We start from the raw sequence: 26251 nt of genomic DNA, 5'->3' as shown, positions 1-26251 counted from the left end.
GGGGTCGATCTCAGTCGTGATCGACCCCGGCGCGTTTCAGCAACTTCTTGCAGCGCTCGGACAGGTGAAACACCTGCAAATGCTTGCCGGCCTTGGCGTAGCGCTCGCGCAAGGTTTTCAGCGCGGCGATGGCCGAATAATCGACAAAGCTCAGGTGCCGGCAATCCAGCGTCACCCGTTGCGGGTCACTGGCCGGGTCGAACTGATTGAGGAACGGCGTGGTCGAGGCAAAGAACAGCGTACCGTGCAGGCGATAGAGTTTGCTGCCGTCCGCTTCCAGATGTTCATCGGCGTAAAGCTCGCGCGCTTGCTGCCAGGCAAAATTCAGCGCCGCGATAATGATCCCGCACAGCACTGCCGTGGCCAGATCGGTAAACACGGTGATGGTGGTTACCGCGATGATCACCAGCACATCGTTGAGCGGCACTTTGTTCAGCACCCGCAACGAGGCCCAGGCAAACGTCTGCTGCGACACCACGAACATCACGCCCACCAGCGCCGCCAGCGGAATCCGCTCGATCAGCGGCGACAGAAACAGAATGAACAGCAGAATCAAAACTCCGGCCACCACCCCGGACAAACGCCCGCGCCCGCCGGAACTGAGGTTGATCACGGTCTGACCGATCATTGCGCAACCGCCCATGCCGCCGAAGGCACCGGAGACTACGTTTGCCGCACCCAACGCCACGCATTCGCGATCCGGATAGCCACGGGTTTCGGTGATTTCGTCGGTGAGGTTGAGGGTCAGCAGGGTTTCCAGCAGGCCGACCAGCGCCATCAGAATCGCGTAAGGCGCGATGATGCGCAGGGTGTCCAGCGTCCACGAGATGTCCGGCAGCGCGAACGTCGGCAGACCGCCGGCGATGTGCGCCATGTCGCCGAGGGTGCGGGTCGGCAGGCCGAGCAGGTAAACCAGCAAACCGACGCCGAGGATCGCCACCAGCGCCGGCGGCACCGCGCGGGTCAGGCGCGGCAATATATATACGATGGCCATGGTCAGCAGCACCAGCCCGGTCATCAGGTACAACGGCGTGCCGCTGAGCCACTGTTCACCGCTCTTGAAATGCTCCAGTTGCGCCAGCGCGATGATGATCGCCAGACCGTTGACGAACCCGAGCATCACCGGGTGCGGCACCATGCGCACCAGTTTGCCCAGCCGCAACAGCCCGAACGCCATCATGATCAAACCGCCGAGCAACACCGTCGCCAACAGGTATTGCACGCCGTGCTGCACCACCAGCGCGACGATCACCACCGCCATCGAACCGGCCGCCCCGGAGACCATACCCGGCCGGCCACCGAACAGCGCGGTCAGCGTGCAAATGATGAAGGCGCCGTACAGGCCCATCAGCGGATTGAGGTGGGCCACCAGCGCAAACGCAATGCATTCGGGCAACAGGGCAAACGAGGTGGTGAGTCCGGCCAGGACATCGGCGCGCAGACGAATCGGTTTCATGGCTTACCTGACAGAGCGGCCGACGGGCGCGGCCGCATGCATTGGCGCAAAAGAGCGCCGCGGAAAAAGAGGGTTGCGGATGTTACGCAAATGCGCCGGCGTGGGCTAGCAATCGCTGACAGGAACGGGTTGGCGCTCTATGCTTGCGCGCTTCATCGATCAACGGGTTTGAACATGTCACCGCTATCCACTCGCGAAGTCTGCCAGCGCTTGCGCGATGCGGCGTTGGAGGTTTGCGCGCTACAGCGTATTGCGCAGGAATCCGGGCCCGGCCAGATCTCGGTCGAGATCGACGGCTGGCAGCTGTTGCTCGACTTTGACGGTCAGCGCCTGCACCACTGCCTGCAATGCCGCTGCCCGGAAGATCGGGTGTGGCGACTCGACACGACTCAGCGTTTCGGCACCGACCCGGTCAGCCTGCTCAGCACCTGGGAGCTGGCGCAGATCGAGCGGTTGCTGGCTCAGGTCGGCTGAGACCGGATCACCCCTGCCGCAAGTCCAGCAGGTAGGTGTAATAGCCAGTGTCACGTATCCAACCGAGTGATTCGTACAAACCCTGGGCTGTGAAATTGTCGGTGGCGGTTTCCAGCACCAGGCCCTTGGCGCCGGTTTCGATGGCAAAGTCGCGGGCGGTGTTCATCAATAATCGCCCCACTCCACGGCCCCGGGCGGCTGGCGTAGTGAACAGATCGCTGAGCAGCCAGGTGCGATGGGCGTCTATCGAAGAAAACGTCGGGTATAGCTGGACGAATCCAATCGCCTCACCGCTTTCATCCTCAACCAGAAAAATCGCCGATTCATTGCGGGCCATGCGTTCGGCGATGAAGGCCCGCGATTGCTTGAGATTTGACGGCTGGCCATAAAAACCGCGATAGCCGTCGAACAGCTTCGCCACCGCGTCGAGGTGAATCGTCGTGGCGCGCAGTGCCTGAAGGGTCATTGTCACTTTCCTGAGGTTACTGAAATTGAAACCAGCATAGCGCTGAGGAGCGAGTTCGCTGGCTTAATCGCTATATAGTTTTGTATATTGCGAACCCGAAATGGCCAGACCCTCCATGCCGTCCATGAGTAGCATCCGCGCACGCAACCAGCAACTGATCCTGGCCGCCGCCAGTGAAGAATTCGCCGCCAACGGCTTCGACGCGACCCAGACCCGCGACATCGCCGCCCGCGCCGGTGTGCCCAAGGCCAATCTTTATTACTACTTCCAGAGCAAGGAAAACCTCTACGGCAAAGTGCTGCTCGGCTTTGTCGAACCGTTGCTGGAAGCCTCGGCGGTGCTGCGCGAAAGCGACGACCCACTGATTGGCCTGCGCGCCTACGTTGCCGCCCGTATCCGCATCGCCCGCGAGCACCCGGCGATCGCCAAAGTGTTCAGCGGTGAGTTGCTGCTTGGCGGCCGCCAGTTGCCCGACGAATGCCGCGACCTGCTGCACGGCGAAGCCCGGCGCAATGTCGAGTGCCTGCGCAGCTGGATCGACCGCGGGCTGCTGGCGCCGGTGGATCCCGAGCATCTGATGCTGTTTATCTGGTCGGCGACGCGCACCTATACCAACATTGGCTGGCAGATGGGGCGCATCACCGGACGGGAGGTGCCGCAGGATGAGGATTATGCGGTGGCGGCGGAGACGATTACACGGTTGGTATTGGAGGGGGTGGTGGCGCCGCGGGCGGAGGAAATCCGCGGCGTGCTGTTTACGACTTGAAGCGTCAGGGCATGAAATCCAGCGGCAGTGCGCGGTCGCCTTCCATCCGCTCGTACCATGCCTGGAACTGAGCAGGCAGGCGCTTTTTCCATTCCGGTACATTGGCGTAGTAACGGGCTCGCGTGCGGCCCTCTTTATCAGATACCAACATCAGCACCCAGAAACGGTGACTGGCCGCACGCATCAGAATGGCCGCGTTCATATTGCCCAGTCCGCGCACCCACATCTCGATGACCTCTGCATCAGGCACGTCAACCGCCGGGTCGCCGACGGTCATGGTACTCGTACGGTCCACCAGCGTCTGATAATCACCGTTGAGCAGTTTATGCATCGCCTGATCCTCTTGCTGCGTACGAGCAAGTCCAAGGCTCAACAGGTTGTAATTCATCGAAAGTGGTTTGTCAGCCGCCACATAACGACCTGAGTAAAAGACACCCATACCGGCACTGCAATCAACGTCATCGCCATTCTGTGTGACGTCCAGTACACCATTGATCGCTCGAAAAACAAGCGTGCAACTACCCTCTTCGAAACGGGCTTCATCACCGTTCAACACAGCAACACCTTCCAGTTCACCAGAGTTGGCGCCCTCCTGTGCTGAAATTCCAAAGCGGACGTGTGTGGCGTCCTGACGCTTGATGATCACTTCGGATGCCGAGTTCACCCCGTGAGGAATCAACTGCCAGGTGGCATCCCATGAGAACGTTCTGGGTGCATATTTCAGCTCAGTCAGGCGCATCAGATATTCACGAGCCAAGCACGCCGGGTCAGCGCCACAAAGGCTGCGGTTCTTCAACCATGCTCTTTGATCAGCCTTGAGCGCTTGCGGGTCAGCCACATGCGCCAACGTTGTCCGCCAGAGCGCCCCGAGTTTCTCATCGAGACTCGAGGTATACGGATCCGCACAAACGGCTTTTTCAACCGGGCTGGAAGCGCCAGCACAGTCAAAACTGGCAGCGTGGGAGGCGGTAGCAAATACGAAAGACGTCAGCAGCAAAGCGTGACGGAGATTGAAAACGAGCATCGACAGATTCCATTCCTGAGGCGGCGGCAGTATGCCGGGCCCGGGCTATCGATGCTCTGGATTTTTCACTGCTTGCTCGCGGGCAACCGGGCTCTTGTACAAGCAAGCATCAGAATGTGATCCCGGCCGCCGGCTTCACATCGATCCTCGCCACGGAACCGGTCAGGTGCGCCCAGTCCTTGTTGTGTTCGGCGATGATGTCTTCGGCGCTCATGTTGCCGTTGTCGACCGTCGTATGGGCGTCGGCCGCCAGCTCCACGTCGTAGCCAAGTTGATGGGCCTGGCGCACGGTGGCGTTGACGCAGTAATCGGTTTGCATGCCACAGATCACCAGGCGGTCGAAGTCTTCCCGGGGGATCAGTTTCTGCAGATTGGTCTGGTAGAACGAGTCGTTGGCGGTCTTGTCGACGCGCAGATCGCCGGGCGCGGTGTCCAGGCCGTCAGCCAATTGCCAGCCTTCGGCACCGTGAGCGAACGGGCTGTCCTTTTCGTTGTGCTGAATCAGCACCACTGGCACACCCGATTGACGCGCGCGGGCGCTGAGGCCGTTGATGGTGTCGATTACCCGTTTTGCGTCGTGGCACTCGTATTCGCCTGTGCACAGGGCGCGCTGGACATCGATGATCAGCAATGCGGTGGTCATGGTGAGCCTTCCTTGATCGGTCCTTGAGACAGGGGCGGACGTGTGCCCGCCCCCTTTTTACTCTGCTCAGTAACCCAATGACAACCCGGTGTTGCGCCGTGGATCGTTGGCGCCGTAGAAGCGGTTCTTGCCGACCGGTTTGCCACCCAACGACGGTGCACCGACCAGAATCGCGGCGATGTGGTTGGCGTCCTGCGGGCCCGCAAACTTGTGGCCCCAGCTCTCGAGAATCTTCTTCGTGTCGGGGCTGGCGGCGAAGTCTTCGAGGTTGGTTTCCTCCGGCATCCACTGCTGGTGGAAGCGCGGCGCATCGACCGCTTCCTGCAGGCCCATGCCGTAGTCGATGACGTTGAGCATGGTCAGCAGGGTCGCGGTGATGATGCGACTGCCACCCGGCGTACCGACCACCATCACCACCTTGCCGTCCTTGGTCACGATAGTCGGGCTCATCGAGGACAGCGGCGCCTTGCCCGGAGCGATGGCGTTGGCTTCGCCCTGCACCAGGCCGTACATGTTCGGCACGCCGACCTTGGAGGTGAAGTCGTCCATTTCATCGTTGAGGATCACTCCGGTCTTGCTCGCCATCACGCCGGCGCCGAACCAGTCGTTGAGGGTGTAGGTGACCGAGACCGCGTTGCCCCATTTGTCGACGATCGAGTAGTGCGTGGTGTTGCTGCCTTCATGGGGCGCGACGCCGGGTTTGAGTTCCGCCGACACACCGGCCTTCTGCGGCTGGATCGCGTTACGCAGCTTGGTCGCGTAATTCTTGTCCAGCAAGTGTTCGATCGGGTTCTTCACGAAATCCGGGTCGCCCAGATAGCTGTTGCGATCCACGTACGCATGGCGCATTGCCTCGATCTGGTAGTGCATGCCCTGGGCCGAATGGAAGCCCAGATCCTTCATCGGATAGCCTTCGAGAATGTTCATGATCTGACAGATCACCACCCCGCCGGAGCTTGGCGGCGGTGCCGATACCACGTGATAACCGCGATAGTCGCACTCCACCGGGGCCAGTTCACGGGTCTTGTACTTGTCGAGATCGGCCTGGGTGATGATGCCCTTGTTGGCCTGACTGGACGTGACGATGGCATCGGCCACCCAGCCTTTATAGAAACCGTCGGCGCCTTTTTCGGAAATGGTGCGCAGGGTTTTGCCCAGGTCCTTCTGCACCAGTTTCTGCCCGACTTGCATCGGCTCACCGTTGCTCAGGAAGATCGCACCGGAATCCTTGATGTCCTTCTTGAACACGTCAGTGGCATATTCCAGCAGCTCGACGTCACCCTGCTCCAACGCAAAACCGTCTTCGGCCAGTTTGATGGCCGGGGCAATCATTTCCTTGCGCGGTTTGGTGCCGTACTTGCTCAACGCCAGCTCCATGCCGGACACGGTGCCCGGAACGCCGACCGCGAGGTGGCCACGGGTACTCAGGTCCGGAATGACGTTGCCGTCCTTGTCGAGGTACATGTTGGCCGTCGCGGCCAGCGGGGCTTTTTCGCGGAAGTCGAGAAAGGTCTTGCGCCCGTCCGCCAGTTGAATGGTCATGAAACCACCACCACCGAGGTTGCCCGCCGCCGGGTAAACCACCGCCAGTGCATAGCCCACGGCGACCGCCGCATCCACCGCGTTGCCGCCACTTTTCAACACGTCGACACCCACATGAGTCGCCAGGTGCTGGGCGGTGACCACCATGCCGTTTTCGGCGGCGACCGGGGCAACCGAGGCGGCGTGAGCCATGAGGCAGCTGAGCGCCAATGAGGTCGCAATCAGCGATTTGGCAAAAGGTTCGTACTTCATGAGTCGGTCTCTTCTTTTTATAAGGTAGGAAAGCGCTTCAAGAGCATCAGCCAGTATGGTCGCGATTACGGTTTGCGCCTCCCCGATCCGGCAGTATGCTGGGCGCAGTTTTCGACCCCGTCCCGGAGTTTTCCCCATGGCCTACACGTTCATCACCCTGCCCTCGCCCGTCGGCGCGTTGAAGCTGGTCGCGAACGGCTCACGTCTGGCCGCCATCCTCTGGGAAAACGACAAACCGAACCGGGTGCGACTGGGACCGATGAGCGAAGCACCGGACAATCCGGTGTTGATGAAAACCGCGCGACAGCTGGAAGAATATTTTGCAGGAACGCGAAACGCGTTCGATCTGGAGCTGGACTTTGCCGGCACCGAGTTCCAGAAAAAGGTCTGGGCCGCGCTGCTGACCATTCCGTTTGGCGAAACCCGCACCTACAGCCAGATCGCCGAACAGATCGGCCACCCGAGTGCGGTGCGCGCCGTCGGCGCGGCGAACGGGCGCAATCCGATCTCGATCATTGCGCCGTGCCATCGGGTCATCGGCGCCTCAGGCAAACTGACCGGTTTTGCCGGAGGCCTGGAAGCCAAGGAGCGTCTGCTGACCCTGGAAGGTGACCAGTGGTCAGACATCGGTAAAACCGGTGACTTGTTCTAACCGCCAAACAGGTTATTCATCGCCGCATACTGCAACAGCATGATGGTCTTGGCATCGCAGATTTCACCCCGCTGGAACGCCGCCAGCGCGTCGTCGAAACGCCACTCCAGCACTTCAAGTTCTTCTGTTTCCTCTTCCAGACCGCCCCCTTCACTGACCTTTGACGAAGCATCGTACTCGGCAATGAAAAAGTGCAACTTCTCGGTCACCGAACCCGGACTCATGTAAGCCTCGAAGACCTTCTTCACGTCATGCACGCGATAACCGGTTTCCTCCTCCGCCTCGTCGCGTATGCGCTGCTCCGGCGCCGCGCCTTCGAGCAGTCCGGCCGCCACTTCAATCAGCAAACCGTCGTGACCGTTGACGAACACCGGCAGGCGGAACTGCCGGGTCAGCACCACGGTGCGTTGCTCGCGGTTGAACAGCAGGATCGCCGCGCCATTGCCACGGTCGTAGACCTCGCGCGTCTGACGCTGCCAGTCACCGTTGTTGCGGTGATAGTCGAAGGTGATTTTCTTGAGCAGATACCAGTCGTGGGACAACACCTGGGTATCGACGATGTTGACCCGCTCGGCTGTGTTGGACATGACGCCTGATCCTTTTTTGTCATCGGAAGATGGCCATGGTAGGTGAAACAATGCGAACCGCCGACGAAAAAAAGCCCGGCAGCGCTACCGGGCTTTTCCTTCATTGACTACTGATGCGCCACGTTCACCGTTGCTGTATCAGTGCCCTGCGCCGCAGACTGCGCCCCGTGAATCAGGGGTCCATAACGCCGACTGAATTCCCAGTTGTACGGCACGCGATCCTTGCTGGTGCCGTTGTCCCAGTTCACCGACCAGGTCATCAGGCCCTTGATCGGATGCCCTTTGACCGCCAGGCGTTTCATCGCGTTGCCGACCACGGTTTTGTCGATCACGTAACCCGTGGCGGCCGCATCGACGTTGGACGGCAGGCCGATGACGAACTTTTCCGCCGGGATTTTCGTGAACCCGCGGGTGCCGGTCACCAGGCTCTCGGTCAGGTAATAGAGGAAATCCTCTTTCATCGCGTCGTTGTTCTGGGCGATCCACGCTCCGTTGCCGTTATTGGCTTCCGGCACCCAGACCCCGTCGCCGCCCTGGTTGTAGAACTGCGGAGCGATGAAGTCGTAATAACCTTCCAGCGCCTGCAGATAACCGACGTATTTGCCGGAGGTGGTCAGGTACGGAAACTCCGGCGCCATGCTGATGATGAAATGCTTGCCTTGGCCGGCGTAGTGATCCTTGACCAGTTTCAGCGCGGCCGGCAGGACGGTCTTGTTGGCAGCGAAATCAATCGCGCTCTGTTCAAGATCGATGTCCAGACCATCGAAGCCGTAGGTTTCCACCAGACGGATGATTTCATTGGCCAGCGGTTGCTCTTGGCCGGCGCGCAACTCGATGTGCGCATCGGCACCGCCCAGGGAAATCAGCACGGCCCGTCCCTGACTGTTGAGCACGCCGACCTGACGACGGAACTCGGCATCGGAAACGTTGAACGGCTTGAAGGTCGGTATCCCGCTGCCCTTCATGAAGGCCACCGCGACCACGTTGTATTCCTTCGGCACGTTTTCCAGGGCGATGTTGGCGAACTGACCGCGCTGGTAACCGTCGCTCGGGCCGGCCGGCCAGTTGTGCCAGAAGCCCATGAGGATCTTCTTGCCGGCAAGGCTTGGCATCAGCGACGCCGCGTCGCTGGCCTGGTTTTTCAATAGGGTGAAGTCGATGTTTGACATGTTCTAATCCTTCAGAACGTGTGGGTTTGACGTTGCGGGCTTATTTGAAGTCCACATCGAAGGCCTGATAGAAGGCGTTGCCGGTGTTGGCGACGATCCACATCAGGACGATGACGTGATGACCCTGCTTGTTGTCCGGAAGTTTCACGGCGTGGTTGACCTTGGCTTTCAATTCCGCCGAATGACTGTAGTACGGCACTTGCGGATAGAAATCCTCGGCGAAGGGTTGCGCTTCCAGTTGCGCTCGGGTGATGCGTTGTTTCGGGTCCCAGCCATCCTTGGTGATCAGCCAGCGATAACCGCGGGTGGTGTGCGGCGCGGTGTACTCCCATTTGACCTCAAGGGTCTGGCCAGGGGTGACATTGAGCAGCGGCCAGGAGAACGGACGCCCGAGTTTCTTGCTCATTTCTTCTGCGGTGAAGTTCACACAGTCACGTGCGTCGTTCTTGCCGCCACTGAGAATATAGCCGTCAGCCGACGGTACGACGCTCGGGTTGTCGCTTTCGAAGGGCGCCGGGAACGGACCGGCCGCGAGTGCCGGGAAGTTCTTGCCGCCTTCCATTTCATTGACCTGCCAGCCGCCGAGCAATCCTTGCTCGATGGCCACCGCGCCGCGGCTTGCAGGGGAAATGACGCGACCGTGTCGCAGTTGGGTTTGAGCTTGTGGTTGGTTCATGTTTTTCACTCCGTTGATTTAAGAACTCTCCTGTCCGAGGAGAGGCCTTCAAGCTAACGGAGGGGGATTTTTTGTCCACCGGCGGTTTTGTCGCATTCTGCCTTGGCAAAACTTGAAAAACGCCGAAAGCACTGTATAAAAACACAGTACACTGCGACAACGCTCACCCGTCGCATGGCAAAAAGACTACACCGCGTCATTACAAAAACCTGCATTCACCGGCTCAGGGAAGCTGCGCCTCGAACTCCTTTTGATACTGCCCGGCGAGCTGTTCCTTTTGCTTGTCGTCGAGCAGCTTGCCGGCCATCTGGAAGAATTTCTGCTCCTCTTCCTGCAGGTGGTGATGGACCTTCTCCGAGAGCTTTTTCGCGGTGGCCAGCCAGGCCGGGCTGGACATCTCGGTCTCGTCGAGTTCCTCCATCATTTCGTCCATTTCATGGTGCTCGGCGATGGCATGGCGGCTGAGGTCGACACCGTTGTCGAACTCCATCAGCGGGATATAGAAATGGCGCTCTTCGGCCGTTTCGTGAGCCTGAAGCTCAGCCTTGAGTTGCTTGTAGGCCTCGACCCTTTCCGGGGTGTCACCGCTGGTCTTGATCAACGATTTCGCGTAGGTCCGCTGACGATCGTGGCTTTCACGCAGGGCTTCGAAAATGTTCATGGAATCTCCCAGGCAAACGCGTTCCGGATGGACGCCCTAAAGGGCTAGACCCCGGCGCAGCAGCGACGGTTCCAAGCGATTGCTTCAATCGGCTGCGGCGCGCTAGGCTGCCGATTCATTACTACAAGGAAGACAACATGACGTTGCGGATCGAGCTGTCACAGGACCCTACCGAAGAACAGCGCGCAGCCATCCTGGCGCCCCTGCGTGCCCACAACATCGCCAAAGCCGGGCCTTCGCTGTACGAACCGGTCGCGTTGCTGGTGCGCAACGATAACGACGCGATCCTTGGTGGCCTTTATGGGCACACGTTCTATCGGTGGCTGTTTATCGAGTTGCTGGCGGTGCCGGAAGAAGGCCGGGGACAGGGCATCGGCTCGAAGCTGATGAACATGGTCGAGGAATTCGCTCGGGAAAAAGACTGCGTGGGGATCTGGCTCGATACCTTTGATTTTCAGGCGCCCGGGTTCTACAAAAAACTGGGGTATACCGAGTGTGGCGAGATTGTGGATTATCCGCTGGGGCACAAGCGGCACTTCTTCCAGAAGCGTTTGATTGATTGAATTCAGCGACCCTCGCCCGCAGGCTGGCGAGGGTCGCAAATTTCAACGCATTCAACTGCCCGTTACAGACAGGTCGCCAGCCTGCGGGCCAGCGCCCCCACGCGGCGCTGGGCCACAAAATCATCCTTCTGCGCGTAGTAATTCAAAACCGTGCCGGACGCATCCGTGGTCAAGTCGACAAACGACTCCGCCGAGCGCGTATAGACCGTCGAACCGCCCTTCTTGCCCGGTTGCAGATACGCCGCCGCGTCCACACCGAACACCGCTTCGTCCTGCCAGGCGAATTGCACGCACTGGGCCACGACTTTTTCGGGTTTGTCCGAATTCAGGGTCTTGTAAGGGGTTTGCGTGCGGGCGTCTTCCATCGCCGAACCCGCGCAACCGGCCAGCAGGGTTGCCGCCAGCGCTACCATCAGCATTCGCATTGCATTCGCTCATTCGGAAAAAAGCGGACTGTATCACCGCAACGCCAAAAATCGTTCTGCTTTACTGCATTTAGAGCGCGACACATGCCGGCCGCTGCGGCACATTAACGGTCATCAGCCTTACAAGGAAAGCCCATGGCGCCTACTGACCAGCGACACGAACAGGCCCTGAAACTGTTTCTCGATGCGCGCCCGGAACTGCGCGAAGCCCTTGACCACCTCAACCCGCTGCTGGCCCAGGCCAAGGGCGAAACCCAGGCGCAGTACCGCGAAGAACGTCTGCACGAAGCCTTCGAAGCCGAGGCCGAAAGCCAGGGTTTGTTCGCCTGGGAACTGACGCTGCAACTCACCGCCGCGACGCCCGAGGAGTATCAGGCGCAACGCCTGGAAGTGCATCGCGAAGTGGCGGAAATGGCCGGCATGGACTGGCTGGAATATTGCGATCTGTATGGCATAGAACCGTAAACCCCGCTCAAGGACGCTGCCTCGATGCTGCCTTCCACCTCGACCCACCGCGCCAGCCCCGGACATCTTCATATACAGAAATGGCGCGGCCGTGTGGGGCTGGCGCTGGTTGCCAGCCTTTCGGTACTGGCCGGCATGACCGACGCCATAGGTTTCATGGCCAGCGGCGATTTCGTTTCCTTCATGAGCGGCAACACCACGCGGCTGGCGGTGGCGATCAGCGATGGCGACAGCGCACTGACGTTAAGGCTGATCCTGCTGGTCGCGACGTTCATTGTCGGCAATGCCCTCGGGGTCGTGGTCAGCCGGCTGGGTGGTCGGCGGGCGCTGCCGTTGCTGCTATCCATCGCCGCTCTGCTCTGTTTGGCAGCCTGGCCCTTTGAGACGCAACTGCCGGCCCTGCTGGCGGCGATCATTGCGATGGGCATGCTCAACGCAGCGGTGGAAGAAGTGAACGGTCTGCCGGTCGGGCTGACGTACGTCACCGGCGCCCTGTCCCGATTCGGTCGAGGATTGGGCCGGTGGGTGCTCGGCGAACGGCGAAGTGGCTGGCGGGTGCAACTGGTGCCGTGGAGCGGGATGCTGGTCGGCGCCATTCTGGGGGCGGTGCTGGAACATCATCTGGGACTCAAGGCGATGTTGGTCAGCGGTCTGTTCGCCGCCGTACTGGGGCTGCTGACCCTGAAGATTCCGCGGCGCTGGCAACTGGGCTACATGCCACGCTGAAGGACACCTGCTCGCATCGAGACGGTCGCGGGAAACATCCACTTCGCCGCCCCGCCGAGAAAGCTTTATCATGGCCGCAGTTTTGCTGATCGAGTCCGTCATGAAGTTCGCCATTGCGCTGTTTTCCGCCGCCCATGCGCCCTCCTCGCGCCGCGCCCTGCTGTTCGCCCAGGCTGCGCTGGCCGGCGGGCATGAAATTGTCCGGCTGTTTTTCTATCAGGACGGGGTCCACAACGCGTCCGACGCCGTGGTCACGCCGCAGGACGAGCTGGACCTGCCCAAGCAGTGGCGAAACTTTATCACCGAACAAAACCTCGACGGCGTGGTGTGCATCGCCGCGGCCCTGCGCCGTGGCGTGTTGAATGCCGAGGAAGCCGGGCGTTATCAGCGTGATGCCGTGGCCGTCAGCGCACCGTGGGAATTGTCCGGCCTCGGCCAGTTGCATGACGCGGTGCAGGACGCCGACCGCCTGATCTGTTTCGGAGGCGCATGACATGGCCAAATCCCTTCTGATTATCAGCCGTCAATCGCCGTGGTCCGGCCCCGGTGCCCGCGAAGCGCTGGACATCGTGCTCGCCGGTGGCGCCTTCGATCTGCCGATCGGTCTGCTGTTTCTCGACGACGGCGTGCTGCAACTGGCCGCCGGGCAAAACGCCAAAGCCCTGCAACAGAAAGACCTGAGCGCCAACCTGCAAGCGTTGCCGATGTTCGGCGTCGAAGAGCTGTTCTACTGCGCCGACAGCGCCAGTGTTCGCGGCCTCGGCGATCGTTCGCTGGACGAGGCGCAGCCCTTGGCCGCTGAGCAAATCACCGCCCTCATTGACCGTTACGACCAGGTGATCACCCTCTGATGTCGACTCTGCATGTGTTGTCCCATTCCCCGTTCGGCGACGAACGCCTGACCAGTTGCCTGCGCCTGCTGGGTGCCAGCGATGCGCTGTTGCTGTCGGGCGATGCCGCTTATGCGTTGCAACCCGGCACTGCGCCGCTCAATGCGCTGGAAACCCGCCGGGTGAAATTGTTCGTGCTGGCCGAAGACGCGCAAGCCCGTGCCGTGCAGGTTCCGGACTGGGCCGAAGCCATCGATTACCCGGCCTTCGTCGAACTGTCGATCCAATACGACAAGGTCAACAGCTGGCTATGAATGCGCTGACCGTCGGCGCCCGCGCCATTGAACTGGACAAGGACGGCTTTCTGGTCGACCTCAACGACTGGTCGGCCGAAGTCGCCAGCGCCCTCGCCGCTGCCGAAGACATCGAACTGAGCCCGGAACACTGGGAAGTCCTCGAATTGCTGCGCAGCTTCTACGCCGAATTCCAGCTGTCACCGGCCACCCGGCCGCTGATCAAGTACACCGCGCTCAAGCTCGGCGCGGAGAAAGGCAACAGCCTGCACCTGAACCGACTTTTCAAAGGCACCCCTGCCAAACTCGCCGCGAAACTGGCGGGCCTGCCCAAACCGACGAATTGCCTATGACCGACTATCCAGCGCTGACCCTCGAAACGCCCGCCGAGCACCCGTTCGCCCAGTTCGTGCGCATCCTCGGCAAGGGCAAGCGCGGCGCCCGCGACCTGACCCGCGAGGAAGCCCGGCAAGCCATGGGCATGGTGCTCGACGAAGCGGTCGAAGAAACCCAGCTCGGCGCGTTCCTGATGTTGCTGCGGCACAAGGAAGAAAGCGCTGAGGAAATGGCTGGATTCACCGAGGCGCTGCGCGAACGTTTGCAGGCGCCAGCGCTGAAGGTCGATCTGGACTGGCCGACCTACGCTGGCAAGAAGCGTCACCTGCCGTGGTATCTGCTGGCGGCCAAGTGCCTGGCGCAGAACGGCGTGCGTATTTTCATGCACGGCGGCGGCGCGCACACCGCCGGGCGCTTGTACTCCGAACAATTGCTCAATGAGCTGAACATTCCGCTGTGCCGCAACTGGCAACAGGTCGGCGCGGCGCTGGATAACGGTGGCTTGGCGTTCATGCCGCTGGTGGACTGGGCGCCGCAGCTGCAACGGATGATCGATCTGCGCAACACCCTCGGCCTGCGCTCGCCGATCCACTCGCTGGCGCGGATTCTCAATCCATTGGGCGCACGTTGCGGTTTGCAGAGTATTTTCCACCCCGGCTATCAAGCGGTGCACCGCGATGCCAGCGGTCTGCTCGGCGACACGGCGATCGTGATCAAGGGCGACGGCGGCGAAATCGAGATCAACCCGGATGCCGACAGCCATCTGTACGGCACCACAGGCGGCGAGAGCTGGGACGAGGAATGGCCGCAGTTGTCGGCGCAACGTCATGTCAAACCGGGTTCGCTGGATATCGAGCATTTGAAGGCCGTCTGGCGTGGCGATGTGGTCGACAGCTATCCGCAAATGGCGCTGATCTCGACCATGGCGTTGGCGTTGCGCGGCCTCGGCCAGAGCCGTGAACAGGCTTTCGAAACCGCCGAGCAATACTGGGCCGCGCGGGACAAATCGATTTAACCGATCATTAACGCCCGATCTTTGCGCTTTTTGTTCGAACTCATCGGAATAGACTCGGCTCCAACGATTATTGGTTTCTGGAGTCTTGATCATGGGTTTACTCGTCGACGGCCGCTGGCAGGACAAGTGGTACGAAAGCAGCAAGGACGGCGCGTTCCAGCGCGAACAGGCGCAGCGCCGCAACTGGGTCACTCGCAACGGCGAGCCAGGCCCGAGCGGTGAAGGCGGTTTTGCCGCCGAAGCCGGGCGTTACCACCTTTATGTCTCTCTCGCCTGTCCGTGGGCTCATCGCACGCTGATTCTGCGCAAGCTCAAGGGCCTGGAAAGCCTGATCGACGTTTCCGTCGTCAGCTGGCTGATGCTGGAAAACGGCTGGACCTTCGATCAGAACCTCGGTTCGACCGGCGACAAACTCGACCACTTCGACTTCATGCACCAGCGCTACACCGCCGACACCGCCGACTACACCGGCCGCGTCACCGTGCCGGTGCTGTGGGACAAGAAGCTCAAGCGCATCGTCAGCAACGAATCGGCGGAGATCATCCGCATGTTCAACAGTGCGTTCGATGACTTAACCGGCAACGATCTGGACTTCTACCCGGCACCGTTACGCAGCGAAATCGATGCGCTGAACGAGCGGATCTACCCTGCCGTGAACAACGGCGTGTACCGCGCCGGGTTCGCCACCTCGCAAAATGCCTATGAAGAAGCCTTCGATGACGTGTTTACCGAACTGGATCATCTGGAGCAAGTGCTGGGCGCCAACCGTTATCTGACGGGTGAATACCTGACCGAGGCGGACGTGCGCTTGTTCACCACGCTGATTCGTTTCGACGCGGTGTATCACGGGCACTTCAAATGCAATCTGCGGCGGATCAGCGATTATCCGAACCTGTCGAACTGGCTGCGGGAGATGTACCAGTGGCCGGGCGTTGCCGAGACCGTGGATTTCCAGCACATCAAGAATCACTACTACGGCAGCCACAAAACCATCAACCCGACCGGGGTTGTGCCGAAGGGGCCGAAGCAGGATTTCACTGTTGCCCATGACCGGGACCGGTTGGGCGGGAAAGGGGTTTGGCGCAGAGGTTGAAAGCAGGATCGTTCCCACCGCGTGGGAACGATCCCTTCAGAGTCGTCAGATTTGACCCTGAGCGCCCTCGAACCACGCCAGTTTCTCGCGCAGTTGCACCACTTCGCCGACGATCACCAGCGTCGGCGCATGCACTTCATGCTCCGCCACCAGACGCGGCAGGTCGGCCAGCGTGCCGGTAAAGACCCGCTGATTGACCGTGGTGCCCTGCTGGATCAGCGCGGCCGGCGTTTCAGCTGCGCGACCATGCTTGATCAACTGCTCGCAGATGACCGGCAACCCCACCAGGCCCATGTAGAACACCAGCGTCTGCGCCGGCGCGACGAGGTCGGCCCACGGCAGATCGGTGGAACCGTCCTTCAGATGACCGGTAACGAAACGCACCGACTGCGCGTAATCGCGATGAGTCAGCGGAATCCCGGCATACGCCGCGCAACCGCTGGCCGCCGTGATGCCCGGCACCACCTGGAACGGAATGCCATGGGCTGCAAGTTCTTCGATCTCTTCGCCGCCACGGCCGAAGATGAACGGATCCCCGCCCTTCAACCGCACCACACGCTTGCCGGCCTTGGCCAGATCCACCAGTTGCTGGTTGATCTGATCCTGCGGCACGGCGTGATCGGCGCGACGTTTGCCGACGTAGACACGCTCGGCATCGCGGCGGCACAGCTCAAGAATCGCCGGAGCCACCAAGCGGTCGTACAGCACCACATCGGCTTGCTGCATCAGGCGCAAGGCGCGGAAGGTCAGCAGATCCGGGTCACCCGGCCCTGCGCCCACCAGATACACCTCACCGGTCGTAACCATGGCTTCGCCGTCAATCTTGGCTTGCAGCAAACGTTCGGCTTCGGCGCCCTGTCCTGCCAGTTGCCGATCAGCAATCGGTCCCTGGAACACATCTTCCCAAAAACCGCGACGCTGCTGCACATCGGGAAACAGGCCTTTGACCTGATCGCGAAACCGCGCGGCCAGACCGGCCAGATGGCCGTAGGTCGAGGGAATCCAGGTTTCGATCTTGGCGCGGATCAGCCGGGCCAGCACCGGCGCATCGCCGCCGCTGGAGACCGCGATGATCAGCGGTGAGCGATCGACGATTGCCGGGAAAATCACGCTGCACAGCGCCGGCGCATCGACCACATTGACCGGCACGCAACGCCGATGGGCATCGGCGGAAACTTGCGCGTTCAACGCTTCGTCGTCGGTGGCGGCAATGATCAGCCCGCAACCGTCCAGATCCGTTTCGGCGTAGCCACGCAGCAGGCATTCGCCACCGCTGGCGGCAACCAGTTCGCGCAGTTGCGCTTCGATTTCAGGTGCGACCACCCGCAGCAGCGCACCGGCATCGGCCAGCAGGCGGGACTTGCGCAAGGCAATCTCCCCCCCACCGACGACCAACACACGACTGCCGCGCAGGTTGTGAAACAGCGGCAGATATTTCATTTAGCCGATGACCTCAAGGCCACCCATGTACGGCTTCAGCACGTCCGGCACACGGATCGAACCGTCGGCCTGCTGGTAGTTTTCCAGCACGGCAACCAGGGTACGTCCGACCGCCAGACCGGAACCGTTCAAGGTGTGCACCAGCTCAGGCTTGCCGGTTTCCGGGTTGCGGAAACGCGCCTGCATGCGGCGGGCCTGGAAGTCGCCGCAGTTGGAGCACGACGAGATTTCACGGTACTTGTCCTGGCTCGGGATCCACACTTCCAGGTCGTACGTCTTGACCGCGCTGAAGCCCATGTCGCCGGTGCACAGCGCCAGGGTGCGGTAAGGCAGCTCCAGCAGTTGCAGAACTTTCTCGGCGTTGGCGGTCAGGCTTTCCAGCGCTTCCATCGACTTCGACGGCTCGACGATCTGGACCATTTCAACTTTGTCGAACTGGTGCTGACGGATCATGCCGCGAGTGTCACGACCCGACGCGCCGGCTTCGCTGCGGAAGCACGGAGTGTGGGCAACGAACTTGATCGGCAGCTGCTTCGAATCGACGATTTCACCGGCCACGATGTTGGTCAGCGACACTTCGGCGGTCGGGATCAGGTACAGATCGGCTTCACCTTCGCGAGCGATCTTGAACAGGTCTTCTTCGAACTTCGGCAGTTGACCGGTGCCTTGCAGCGCCGGGGCCTGAACCAGATAAGGCGTGTAGGCCTCTTCGTAGCCGTGCTCGGTGACGTGCAGGTTGATCATGAACTGCGCCAGTGCGCGGTGCAGACGGGCAATCGGGCCACGCAGCAGGGCGAAACGTGCGCCGGACAGCTTGGCGGCGGTTTCGAAATCGAGCCAGCCGAACTTCTCGCCCAGGGCCACGTGGTCCTGAACCGGGAAGTCGAAAGCGGTCGGAGTGCCCCAGCGGCGTACTTCGACGTTGCCGTCTTCGTCTTCGCCGACCGGTACCGATTCGTGCGGCAGGTTCGGAATACCCAGCAGGATCGAATCCAGTTCGGTCTGGATCGCGTCCAGCTCGACTTTACCGGCACTCAGTTCGCCCGCCATGCGCTCGACGTCCGCCATCAGCGGCGCGATGTCTTCGCCGCGCTGCTTGGCCTGACCGATGGATTTGGAGCGCGCGTTACGCTCAGCCTGCAGTGCTTCGGTGCGGGTCTGGACGGTCTTGCGCTGTTCTTCCAGCGCTTCGATGCGCGCGACATCCAGGGCAAAGCCACGGGAAGCCAGGCGGTCCGCTACGTCCTGGAGGTTGCTACGTAACAGTTTGGAATCGAGCATGTCGGTTTCTCGTTATCAAAGTTTGGTCAGGGACAGGCCGGCCCAGGTCGCGAGCAGCCCGCCGAATACGCTGATGGCCGCATAACCCAGGGCCAGCGGCACTTGCCCGCTTTCCAGCAGGCGCACCGTATCCAGTGAAAAGGATGAAAAAGTCGTCAGCCCCCCGAGGAAGCCGACCATCAACCCGGCACGTACCTCGATCGGCACTTCCGGGCGTATCAAAAACAGGCCGTACAACACGCCAATCAGCAGACAGCCCACGATATTAACGGCCAGCGTCGCGGTATAGAAGTGCCGCGGCCAATTGGCGTTGACCCAATTACCGGTGGCGAAGCGCAACAAGGTGCCGGCAATCCCGCCGACGGAGACTGCAACGATCAATGGAACCACTATTTTCTCCGCTGCCGGGGGCTTAAACGATCAAGTTGGGCGAGGTGGTTGAGCTTTTCGCCGATCTTCAACTCCAGGCCACGCGGCACCGGTTGGTAGAACGGAATCGGGTCTAGTTCTTCCGGGAAATAGTCTTCGCCAGCTGCGTAGGCGTCCGGTTCGTCGTGGGCGTAACGGTATTCGTCGCCATAGCCCAATTGCTTCATCAATTTGGTCGGCGCATTGCGCAAGTGCAGCGGCACTTCCAGCGAGCCGTGTTCGGCGGCGGCGCGCAGCGCGGTCTTGAAGCCCATGTACACCGCGTTGCTTTTCGGCGCACACGCCAGATAAGTGATGGCCTGAGCCACTGCCAACTCACCTTCCGGGCTGCCGAGACGTTCCTGCACTTCCCACGCGGCCAGGCATAGGCTCAGGGCGCGGGGGTCGGCGTTGCCGATGTCTTCGCTGGCCATGCGCACCACGCGGCGGGCCAGGTACAACGGATCGCAGCCGCCGTCGATCATCCGCGCAAACCAGTACAGCGCGCCGTCCGGATTGGAGCCGCGCACCGATTTGTGCAACGCGGAAATCTGGTCGTAGAACGCTTCGCCGCCCTTGTCGAAACGCCGACGGGTGTCGCCGAGCAGGCTTTGCAGCAACTCGGTGCCCATCTCGCTGTGGTCTTCGGCCAGGTCCGAGGCATTTTCCAGCAGGTTCAGCAGGCGCCGGCCATCGCCATCGGCGGCGGACAGCAACATCTGAAAGCCTTCATCGCTGAGGGTCAGGTGACGCTTGCCCAGACCACGCTCTTCGGTGAGCGCGCGGTGCACCAGTTTGCGCAACGCCGCTTCGTCGAGGCTCTTGAGTACGTAGACCCGTGCCCGCGACAGCAACGCGTTGTTCAGTTCGAACGAAGGGTTTTCGGTGGTGGCGCCAATGAAGATCAGCGTGCCGTCTTCAACGTACGGCAGGAAGGCGTCCTGTTGAGACTTGTTGAAGCGGTGCACTTCATCGACAAACAGGATCGTGCGCTTGCCATACTGGCCGGCCTGCTGCTTGGCGATTTCCACCGCCTGACGGATCTCTTTTACCCCGGCCAATACGGCCGAAACCGTTTCGAAATGCGCATCCGAAACCTCCGCCAGCAACCGCGCCAGCGTGGTCTTGCCCACCCCCGGCGGGCCCCAGAAGATCATCGAATGCAGGGCACCCTGCTCCAGAGCTTCGCGCAAAGGCTTGCCGCGAGCGAGTACGTGCTCCTGACCGACGTACTCATCCAGATTGGTCGCCCGCAAACGGGCGGCCAATGGCTGGGCAATCGGTGCACTGCGAAACAGATCCATCACGTACCGTTGAAACCTCTGTGTTTATTCCTGGATCACATCGGCACCCTTGGGGATGTCGAACTTGAACTTCGATGCAGGGACCGCTTCGTTGGCCTTCACACCGGTGAACAGGATGTTGGTGCGCTGGCCGACGCTGTCGATCAGTTGCATGTCATTGACCAGACCGTTGCGGAACGACAGGCGCAGGCTGTCGAACAGGGTGTCCTTGGTTTTCGGCTTCAGGGTGAAGTCGATCACGCCGCCGGCCTCTTTGGCACTGATATCGAAGCTCTGGCTGATCTTCGATACGTCGCCGGACAGCAACAGGGCTGGAGTCTGGGTCAGGCGCTCATCGAGTTTCTTGATGGTGGCCTGTTCCAGATCCGGGTCCCACAGGGTGACTTTCTTGCCGTCGGACACCATGGTCTGCTCGGCGGGCGCATTGGTGTGCCAGTAGAACAGGCCTGGACGCTGCAGCGTCATGTCGCCGGTGGTTTCCTGCAACTGGGTGCCGCTGCCGTCGAGGGTCAGCTGGGAAAAATTGGCGGTCAGGGTCTTGGATGTTTCGAGCAATTGGGTCAGGCGAGCCACATCCTTGTCATCGGCGTGAGCCGTGAGGGTGGTCAGAGCCAGTACCGGCAGCAACATGCGGATAAGACGCATGGGAGTCCTCTTGAATACTCGTGGGAAAGTGGACGGCGCTTCATGCACCGTCCATTGCATTTGGATCAGGGTATCGAATCAGTCGCGTACCGGGCCAGGGGCCAGGACTTCGCGGGAACCGTTGGTGTTCATCGACGTCACGACCCCGGCCATTTCCATGGCTTCGATCATGCGCGCGGCACGGTTGTAGCCGATCTTCAACTTGCGCTGTACAGCGGAGATGGAGGCGCGACGGCTTTCCAGTACGAACTGCACGGCTTCGTCGTACAGCGCGTCGGCTTCCGGATCATCACCGTCACCGCCGCCGCTGCTGCCTTCGAAACCACTGCCCGCCTCTTCGACACCGTTGAGGATGTCGTCGTTGTATTCCGGCGCGCCGCGCAGTTTCCAGGCTTCCACCACCCGGTGAACTTCATCGTCGGACACGAAGGCGCCGTGAACCCGGATCGGCAGGCTGGTGCCCGGCGGCATGTAGAGCATGTCACCGTGGCCGAGCAGTTGTTCGGCGCCGCCCTGGTCGATGATGGTCCGGGAGTCGATCTTGCTCGATACCTGGAACGCCATCCGCGTCGGGATGTTGGCCTTGATCAGACCGGTGATCACGTCCACCGACGGCCGCTGGGTCGCGAGGATCAGGTGGATACCGGCCGCACGCGCCTTCTGGGCGATACGGGCGATCAGCTCTTCTACCTTCTTGCCGACGATCATCATCATGTCGGCGAATTCGTCCACGACCACGACGATGGTCGGCAACTTCTGCAGCAGCGGCGCTTCGTCGTGGATGCTTTCGCGTTTGTACAGCGGATCGCTCAGCGGCTCGCCGGCGTCCTGGGCTTCCTTGACCTTGGCGTTGAAGCCGGACAGGTTTCGCACGCCCATCTTCGCCATCAGCTTGTAGCGACGCTCCATCTCGGCCACGCTCCAGCGCAGGGCGTTGGCGGCGTCCTTCATGTCGGTCACGACCGGGCACAGCAGGTGCGGAATGCCTTCGTAGATCGATAGCTCCAACATTTTCGGGTCGATCATGATCAGCTTGGCGTCGTCCGGGCCGGACTTGAACAGGATCGACAGGATCATCGCGTTCACGCCCACCGACTTACCGGAACCGGTGGTACCGGCCACCAGCAAGTGCGGCATCTTCGCCAGGTCAGTGATGACCGGCTTGCCGCCGATGTCGTGGCCCAGAGCCAGGGTGACAGGCGATTTGAAGTTGTCGTACTCAGGCGTCGACAGCACTTCGGAGAAGCGCACGATCTGCCGGTCTTCGTTGGGGATCTCGATACCGACGGTGGTCTTGCCCGGAATCACTTCCACCACCCGCACACTGGTCACGGCCAGCGAACGTGCAAGGTCTTTCGCCAGGTTGGCGATACGGCTGACCTTCACGCCCGCAGCAGGCTGGATTTCGTAACGGGTAATGACCGGACCGGGGTGAATCGAATCCACGGTGACTTCGACGCCGAACTCCTTGAGCTTGATCTCCAGCAAGTGGCCGACCGCCGCCAGGGATTCGGGCGAATAATTGAGTTGTTTCTTTTCAGCCGGGTCGAGAATCGAGATCGGCGGCAAGGTGCCTTCCACGGCGCTGTCGACGAACAACGGCACCTGCTTCTCTTTCTGCACGCGCTTGCTTGGCTCCGGCGCCTTGACCGGAGCCGGGGCGATGACCGGCGGAACCTGTTTCTCGCGCTCGGACATGTGCTTGCTCAGAGCCTGTTCGCGCTCGATCAGACGCTCCTTGACCTTGGCCTGCTCGCGCTTGTCGGTGACTGTCGGTGCAACCACGTCGTGCACGCGATCGTCGACTTCACGCAGTTGCGCGACCAGTTGCTTGCGCTCGGTGCGCGCCGACCACCAGCGGTTGACCGCGCCCTGGAACAGTTCGAACAGGTCGAGCGTGATCTTGCCGGTGATGTCCATCACCTTGAACCACGACAGGTCGGTGAACACCGTCAGGCCGAACAGGAACAGCGCGATGAACAACAACGTGCTGCCCTGAATGTTCAGGGCATTACGGGCCAGATCACCAAGGCTTTCGCCCAGCGCACCACCGGCACCAGCCGGCAGACCGGTGGCGGCATGGAAATGAATGTGTGCCAGCGCAGCGCCGGACAACACCAGAAACACCAGGCCGATCAGGCGCCAGGAGAACAGCCAGCCGCTCCACTGCCACGGCTCGTGACGCTGACGGAAGATCTGATACGCCTTGATCGCCAGCAGCAACGGGAAGATGTAGGCGAAATAACCCAGCACCATGAACAGGATGTCGGCGCTGTAGGAACCGGCCGGACCGCCGAAGTTCTGCACGTCGTCGATCTTGCTGTTGTGGCTCCAGCCCGGATCATCCTTGCCGTAGGTCAGCAACGCCATCATCAGGAACAGGCACAAGGCACCGATGGCAATCAATGCACCTTCCTTGAGCCGGTAGTGCAACTGTTGACGCCAGAGCGGAACGACTGTTTTTGGTGCTTCCGTGGATTTCTTCAAAACGCTTCTTTTCCTGCGCCAGAGGCGCGTCCATCTATTGAATGACGATAAAAAACTGCCCAATCCAGGCAGGTAAAAAAATTGACGGGCGCAACGGAGACTACTTTTAACACTGCGCCCCGCCTTTTATAAACACGGCACGCGGCGAATATTCTGTAACAGCCCGGCATTGTACGGGTTTGCGCGTTCGATGCCATGCTTCCAGGCCCCAGGTTCAAGCATAGCCAAACGCACAACACCCGGCGTTCAATTTGAGCATGCATTACCTTTTGTGACAAAGGCTTATGAGGTGTATTTGATGAACGTAGCGAAGCATTCGCGCCTCATTTCCCCTGAGTGCAACACATTGGCATCGGCAACCTTGCCCGCACCGGTGCAACGCCCGATTACGACCGCATTCGGATGCTCAAGTTGCAGAGGTCAAAACACAGCACCTCAGTGGAGGACATTCGCGTCATTTCCCGGCACACTTTACCTCGGGCCCAGCGCCCACCGCCCTCCCCTTCTGCAAGCCTGGACGCCATGCTGACTTGGTTACAACGCAATTCACTGACTTTCCCGCCACTGGAAAAGGCCATGCGCGATCCCAACGGATTGCTGGCGGCCGGTGGCGACCTGTCCGCCGATCGTTTGATCCAGGCTTATCGTCACGGCTGCTTTCCATGGTTTTCCGAAGGCCAGCCGATTCTCTGGTGGTCGCCGGATCCGCGTACCGTGCTTTTTCCCGACGAACTGCACGTCTCGCGCAGCCTCGGCAAATTGATGCGCCAACAGCGTTATCAAGTGACCTTCGATCAGGATTTCGACGCCGTGATCCACGCCTGCGCCGCTCCCAGGGAATACGCCGACGGCACCTGGATCACCGAGGCGATGCAGGACGCCTATATCGAATTGCATCGGCGCGGTTTTGCTCACTCGGTGGAAGTCTGGGATGAGGGCGAACTGGTCGGCGGCCTGTACGGCCTGGCGATGGGGCAGCTGTTCTTCGGCGAGTCGATGTTCAGCCGCGCGGACAACGCGTCCAAGTACGGTTTTGCGACGCTGGTGCAACATCTGAAACAGGCGGGTTTCGTATTGATTGACTGCCAGATGCCTACCGATCATCTGCACAGCCTTGGCGCCCGGGCGATTTCCCGCTCTGCATTCGCTGAATATCTGGCCCGACACCTTGATCAACCCAATCACGCGACCTGGGTTTGCTGAGCGACTTTTGCGCGCGTGGCTTACACTTAATTCACCAGCTTACCCTTGAGGGTTGATCATGACCGAGTTGGCGCGGTTGAAGTTTTATGCCACTCAGCCTCACTCTTGCAGTTATCTGCCCGAGGAACAGGCGACGACCCTGTTTCTCGACCCGAGCCAGCCCATGGATGTGCATGTCTACGCAGACCTGTCAGAAATGGGCTTTCGTCGCAGCGGCGACCATCTGTACCGCCCGCATTGCCAGAACTGCAATGCCTGCGTGCCTGCGCGCATTCCTGTCGCTCAGTTCAACCCCAACCGTCAGCAGAAACGCATCTTCAAGCGCAACATCGATTTGCAGGTGCGCCCGGTCAAGCCGGCGTTCAGCGAAGAGTACTTCGACCTCTATCAGCGCTACATCGAACAGCGCCACGCGGATGGCGACATGTACCCGCCGAGCCGCGATCAATTCTCGACCTTTCTGGTACGCGACCTGCCCTTCTCACGCTTCTACGAGTTCCGGCTCGACGGACGGTTGCTGGCAGTTGCCGTGACCGATCTGCTGCCCAACGGCCTGTCGGCGGTCTACACCTTTTACGAGCCGACGGAGGAACGCCGCAGCCTCGGGCGCTACGCAATCCTCTGGCAAATCGCCGAAGCCCAGCGGCTGGGGCTTGAGGCGGTGTACCTGGGTTACTGGATCAAAAACTGCAAAAAGATGAACTACAAGACCCAATATCGGCCTATCGAACTGCTGATCAATCAGCGCTGGGTCGTCCTGAACTAAACGCAAACCCTAAACCCCTTGGCGTAAACCCCATTTTTCGGGCACAATGCACGCCGCTTTTGCCTGGCGCAGTTGCACCGGGCCATTCATTGGATACCGAGGGCTTTACTGCATGTCGAAAGAAGACAGCTTCGAAATGGAAGGCACTGTCGTCGACACCCTGCCCAACACCATGTTTCGTGTGGAGTTGGAAAATGGGCACGTCGTAACCGCGCATATTTCCGGCAAGATGCGCAAGAACTACATTCGTATTCTTACCGGTGACAAAGTGCGCGTCGAGCTGACGCCCTATGACTTGAGCAAAGGGCGTATTACTTACCGCGCTCGCTAATCAAGTCGATACAAGACGCCCGGCATTTGCCGGGCGTTTTTGTTTGTCTGGGTTTTGGGTTTGCGCTTGAGTTTTGAGTGTATATCCGTTGCTTCGGGAGCTGCCGCTGGCGGTTTCGCTCTTACAGCGAGTCACTTTTGACAAACGCCTCAAAAGCAACCAAAAAGTCTACGCCCCGGCGTACGGCACTTCGCTTAGGCTCAGTGTTCCCTCGCTACGGTGTCCATCAGGGGGCATCGCCTACGGTTTGCTTCGCTGCACCTCCTCTCGAT

The 26251-nt window shown here is 60.5% G+C and carries 30 protein-coding genes and 1 pseudogene; 15 read left to right on the top strand and 16 right to left on the bottom strand.

Going from position 1 to position 26251, the window contains the following annotated elements; translation table 11 throughout:
- Positions 1-10 precede the first annotated feature (10 nt).
- Positions 11-1456: a SulP family inorganic anion transporter gene (locus C1X29_RS26250; protein ID WP_102718744.1), complete on the bottom strand. Its 1446-nt coding sequence runs from the start codon at positions 1454-1456 to the stop codon at positions 11-13.
- A 174-nt stretch (positions 1457-1630) separates the two neighbouring features.
- On the opposite strand from C1X29_RS26250, the gene C1X29_RS26245 reads away from it, so the two are divergent.
- Positions 1631-1930 carry a hypothetical protein gene (locus C1X29_RS26245; RefSeq protein ID WP_085746267.1) on the top strand — a complete coding sequence of 100 codons (300 nt, stop codon included), beginning with the start codon at positions 1631-1633 and terminating at the stop codon, positions 1928-1930.
- A gap of 7 nt (positions 1931-1937) precedes the next feature.
- Here the strand turns inward: C1X29_RS26245 and C1X29_RS26240 are convergent, their stop codons facing one another.
- Positions 1938-2396: a GNAT family N-acetyltransferase gene (locus C1X29_RS26240; protein ID WP_102718743.1), complete on the bottom strand. Its 459-nt coding sequence runs from the start codon at positions 2394-2396 to the stop codon at positions 1938-1940.
- 124 nt (positions 2397-2520) lie between these two features.
- On the opposite strand from C1X29_RS26240, the gene C1X29_RS26235 reads away from it, so the two are divergent.
- On the top strand, positions 2521-3162 hold the full coding sequence (locus C1X29_RS26235; protein WP_102718751.1) for a TetR/AcrR family transcriptional regulator: 642 nt from the start codon (positions 2521-2523) through the stop codon (positions 3160-3162).
- 4 nt (positions 3163-3166) lie between these two features.
- Here C1X29_RS26235 and C1X29_RS26230 read toward each other — a convergent pair whose 3' ends face one another.
- The 3 genes from C1X29_RS26230 to ggt form a co-directional block, all read right to left on the bottom strand.
- Positions 3167-4186 carry a lysozyme inhibitor LprI family protein gene (locus tag C1X29_RS26230; RefSeq protein ID WP_102718742.1) on the bottom strand — a complete coding sequence of 340 codons (1020 nt, stop codon included), beginning with the start codon at positions 4184-4186 and terminating at the stop codon, positions 3167-3169.
- Positions 4187-4295: 109 nt separating this feature from the next.
- Positions 4296-4829 (bottom strand): cysteine hydrolase family protein, encoded by a 534-nt coding sequence (locus C1X29_RS26225; RefSeq protein ID WP_102718741.1) that lies wholly within the window; start codon positions 4827-4829, stop codon positions 4296-4298.
- Positions 4830-4895: 66 nt separating this feature from the next.
- Positions 4896-6623 carry a gamma-glutamyltransferase gene (ggt, locus tag C1X29_RS26220; protein ID WP_102718740.1) on the bottom strand — a complete coding sequence of 576 codons (1728 nt, stop codon included), beginning with the start codon at positions 6621-6623 and terminating at the stop codon, positions 4896-4898.
- A gap of 136 nt (positions 6624-6759) precedes the next feature.
- On the opposite strand from ggt, the gene C1X29_RS26215 reads away from it, so the two are divergent.
- Positions 6760-7275 carry a methylated-DNA--[protein]-cysteine S-methyltransferase gene (locus tag C1X29_RS26215; protein ID WP_102718739.1) on the top strand — a complete coding sequence of 172 codons (516 nt, stop codon included), beginning with the start codon at positions 6760-6762 and terminating at the stop codon, positions 7273-7275.
- On the opposite strand, the gene C1X29_RS26210 is transcribed toward C1X29_RS26215, so the two are convergent.
- The 4 genes and pseudogenes from C1X29_RS26210 to C1X29_RS26195 all read right to left on the bottom strand — a co-directional run bounded on the left by C1X29_RS26210 (position 7272) and on the right by C1X29_RS26195 (position 10368).
- Positions 7272-7862, bottom strand: coding sequence for an NUDIX domain-containing protein (locus C1X29_RS26210; protein ID WP_064380653.1), 591 nt, complete (start codon positions 7860-7862; stop codon positions 7272-7274). The two genes, C1X29_RS26215 and C1X29_RS26210, sit on opposite strands and share 4 nt — an antisense overlap.
- A 167-nt stretch (positions 7863-8029) precedes the next feature.
- Positions 8030-9031 (bottom strand): annotated as a pseudogene (locus C1X29_RS26205) (chitinase); the annotation flags it as partial.
- Between the two features lie 40 nt (positions 9032-9071).
- Entirely contained in the window at positions 9072-9707 is a 636-nt protein-coding gene (locus tag C1X29_RS26200; protein ID WP_102718737.1) for a lytic polysaccharide monooxygenase auxiliary activity family 9 protein, read from the bottom strand.
- A 223-nt stretch (positions 9708-9930) separates the two neighbouring features.
- Entirely contained in the window at positions 9931-10368 is a 438-nt protein-coding gene (locus C1X29_RS26195; protein WP_007958228.1) for a hemerythrin domain-containing protein, read from the bottom strand.
- 137 nt (positions 10369-10505) lie between these two features.
- On the opposite strand from C1X29_RS26195, the gene C1X29_RS26190 reads away from it, so the two are divergent.
- Positions 10506-10931, top strand: coding sequence for an N-acetyltransferase (locus C1X29_RS26190; RefSeq protein ID WP_102687824.1), 426 nt, complete (start codon positions 10506-10508; stop codon positions 10929-10931).
- A 62-nt stretch (positions 10932-10993) separates the two neighbouring features.
- Here C1X29_RS26190 and C1X29_RS26185 read toward each other — a convergent pair whose 3' ends face one another.
- Positions 10994-11356: a hypothetical protein gene (locus tag C1X29_RS26185; protein WP_102718736.1), complete on the bottom strand. Its 363-nt coding sequence runs from the start codon at positions 11354-11356 to the stop codon at positions 10994-10996.
- A gap of 135 nt (positions 11357-11491) precedes the next feature.
- On the opposite strand from C1X29_RS26185, the gene C1X29_RS26180 reads away from it, so the two are divergent.
- The 8 genes from C1X29_RS26180 to C1X29_RS26145 all read left to right on the top strand — a co-directional run bounded on the left by C1X29_RS26180 (position 11492) and on the right by C1X29_RS26145 (position 16114).
- Positions 11492-11821 (top strand): DUF6388 family protein, encoded by a 330-nt coding sequence (locus C1X29_RS26180; RefSeq protein WP_007958215.1) that lies wholly within the window; start codon positions 11492-11494, stop codon positions 11819-11821.
- A 24-nt stretch (positions 11822-11845) separates the two neighbouring features.
- Positions 11846-12547, top strand: a complete 702-nt coding sequence (locus C1X29_RS26175; RefSeq protein WP_102718735.1) for a YoaK family protein — start codon at positions 11846-11848, stop codon at positions 12545-12547.
- 100 nt (positions 12548-12647) lie between these two features.
- Complete coding sequence (tusD, locus tag C1X29_RS26170; protein WP_041475586.1) at positions 12648-13040, top strand: sulfurtransferase complex subunit TusD; 393 nt, start codon at positions 12648-12650, stop codon at positions 13038-13040.
- A gap of 1 nt (position 13041) precedes the next feature.
- A complete protein-coding gene (gene tusC, locus C1X29_RS26165; RefSeq protein ID WP_039767393.1) occupies positions 13042-13398 on the top strand; it encodes a sulfurtransferase complex subunit TusC in 357 nt (118 codons plus the stop codon).
- A complete protein-coding gene (gene tusB / locus C1X29_RS26160) occupies positions 13398-13691 on the top strand; it encodes a sulfurtransferase complex subunit TusB (protein WP_102687826.1) in 294 nt (97 codons plus the stop codon). Before tusC ends, tusB begins: the two co-directional genes overlap by 1 nt.
- The gene (locus C1X29_RS26155; protein ID WP_007958196.1) at positions 13688-14023 is read left to right on the top strand and encodes a TusE/DsrC/DsvC family sulfur relay protein; all 336 of its coding nucleotides are present in this window, start codon (positions 13688-13690) and stop codon (positions 14021-14023) included. The genes tusB and C1X29_RS26155 overlap by 4 nt, the downstream gene beginning before the upstream one ends.
- Positions 14020-15021 (top strand): glycosyl transferase family protein, encoded by a 1002-nt coding sequence (locus tag C1X29_RS26150; protein ID WP_102718734.1) that lies wholly within the window; start codon positions 14020-14022, stop codon positions 15019-15021. The genes C1X29_RS26155 and C1X29_RS26150 overlap by 4 nt, the downstream gene beginning before the upstream one ends.
- A 91-nt stretch (positions 15022-15112) precedes the next feature.
- Positions 15113-16114 carry a glutathione S-transferase family protein gene (locus C1X29_RS26145; RefSeq protein ID WP_102718733.1) on the top strand — a complete coding sequence of 334 codons (1002 nt, stop codon included), beginning with the start codon at positions 15113-15115 and terminating at the stop codon, positions 16112-16114.
- A 45-nt stretch (positions 16115-16159) separates the two neighbouring features.
- On the opposite strand, the gene cysG is transcribed toward C1X29_RS26145, so the two are convergent.
- From cysG to C1X29_RS26115, 6 genes are all read right to left on the bottom strand, one after another.
- Positions 16160-17554 (bottom strand): siroheme synthase CysG, encoded by a 1395-nt coding sequence (gene cysG / locus C1X29_RS26140; RefSeq protein ID WP_102687829.1) that lies wholly within the window; start codon positions 17552-17554, stop codon positions 16160-16162.
- Positions 17555-18835, bottom strand: coding sequence for a serine--tRNA ligase (gene serS / locus C1X29_RS26135; RefSeq protein ID WP_074688938.1), 1281 nt, complete (start codon positions 18833-18835; stop codon positions 17555-17557).
- 15 nt (positions 18836-18850) lie between these two features.
- Positions 18851-19225, bottom strand: a complete 375-nt coding sequence (gene crcB, locus C1X29_RS26130) for a fluoride efflux transporter CrcB (RefSeq protein ID WP_007958188.1) — start codon at positions 19223-19225, stop codon at positions 18851-18853.
- The gene (locus C1X29_RS26125; RefSeq protein ID WP_064597723.1) at positions 19225-20547 is read right to left on the bottom strand and encodes a replication-associated recombination protein A; all 1323 of its coding nucleotides are present in this window, start codon (positions 20545-20547) and stop codon (positions 19225-19227) included. Before C1X29_RS26125 ends, crcB begins: the two co-directional genes overlap by 1 nt.
- A gap of 24 nt (positions 20548-20571) precedes the next feature.
- The gene (gene lolA, locus C1X29_RS26120) at positions 20572-21192 is read right to left on the bottom strand and encodes an outer membrane lipoprotein chaperone LolA (RefSeq protein ID WP_007958184.1); all 621 of its coding nucleotides are present in this window, start codon (positions 21190-21192) and stop codon (positions 20572-20574) included.
- A gap of 78 nt (positions 21193-21270) precedes the next feature.
- Positions 21271-23679, bottom strand: coding sequence for a DNA translocase FtsK (locus tag C1X29_RS26115; RefSeq protein ID WP_045121862.1), 2409 nt, complete (start codon positions 23677-23679; stop codon positions 21271-21273).
- 522 nt (positions 23680-24201) lie between these two features.
- On the opposite strand from C1X29_RS26115, the gene aat reads away from it, so the two are divergent.
- The 3 genes from aat to infA all read left to right on the top strand — a co-directional run bounded on the left by aat (position 24202) and on the right by infA (position 25979).
- Entirely contained in the window at positions 24202-24882 is a 681-nt protein-coding gene (gene aat / locus C1X29_RS26110) for a leucyl/phenylalanyl-tRNA--protein transferase (protein ID WP_102718732.1), read from the top strand.
- Positions 24883-24940: 58 nt separating this feature from the next.
- Complete coding sequence (locus C1X29_RS26105) at positions 24941-25648, top strand: arginyltransferase (RefSeq protein ID WP_102718731.1); 708 nt, start codon at positions 24941-24943, stop codon at positions 25646-25648.
- Between the two features lie 112 nt (positions 25649-25760).
- The gene (gene infA, locus C1X29_RS26100) at positions 25761-25979 is read left to right on the top strand and encodes a translation initiation factor IF-1 (protein WP_002553999.1); all 219 of its coding nucleotides are present in this window, start codon (positions 25761-25763) and stop codon (positions 25977-25979) included.
- Positions 25980-26251 lie beyond the last annotated feature (272 nt).

Origin of the sequence: Pseudomonas sp. GW456-12-10-14-LB2 (assembly GCF_002884345.1) — a bacterium.
Classification (GTDB): Bacteria; Pseudomonadota; Gammaproteobacteria; order Pseudomonadales; family Pseudomonadaceae; genus Aquipseudomonas; species Aquipseudomonas paraglycinae.
This window is presented reverse-complemented; position numbering and strand designations above follow the sequence as displayed.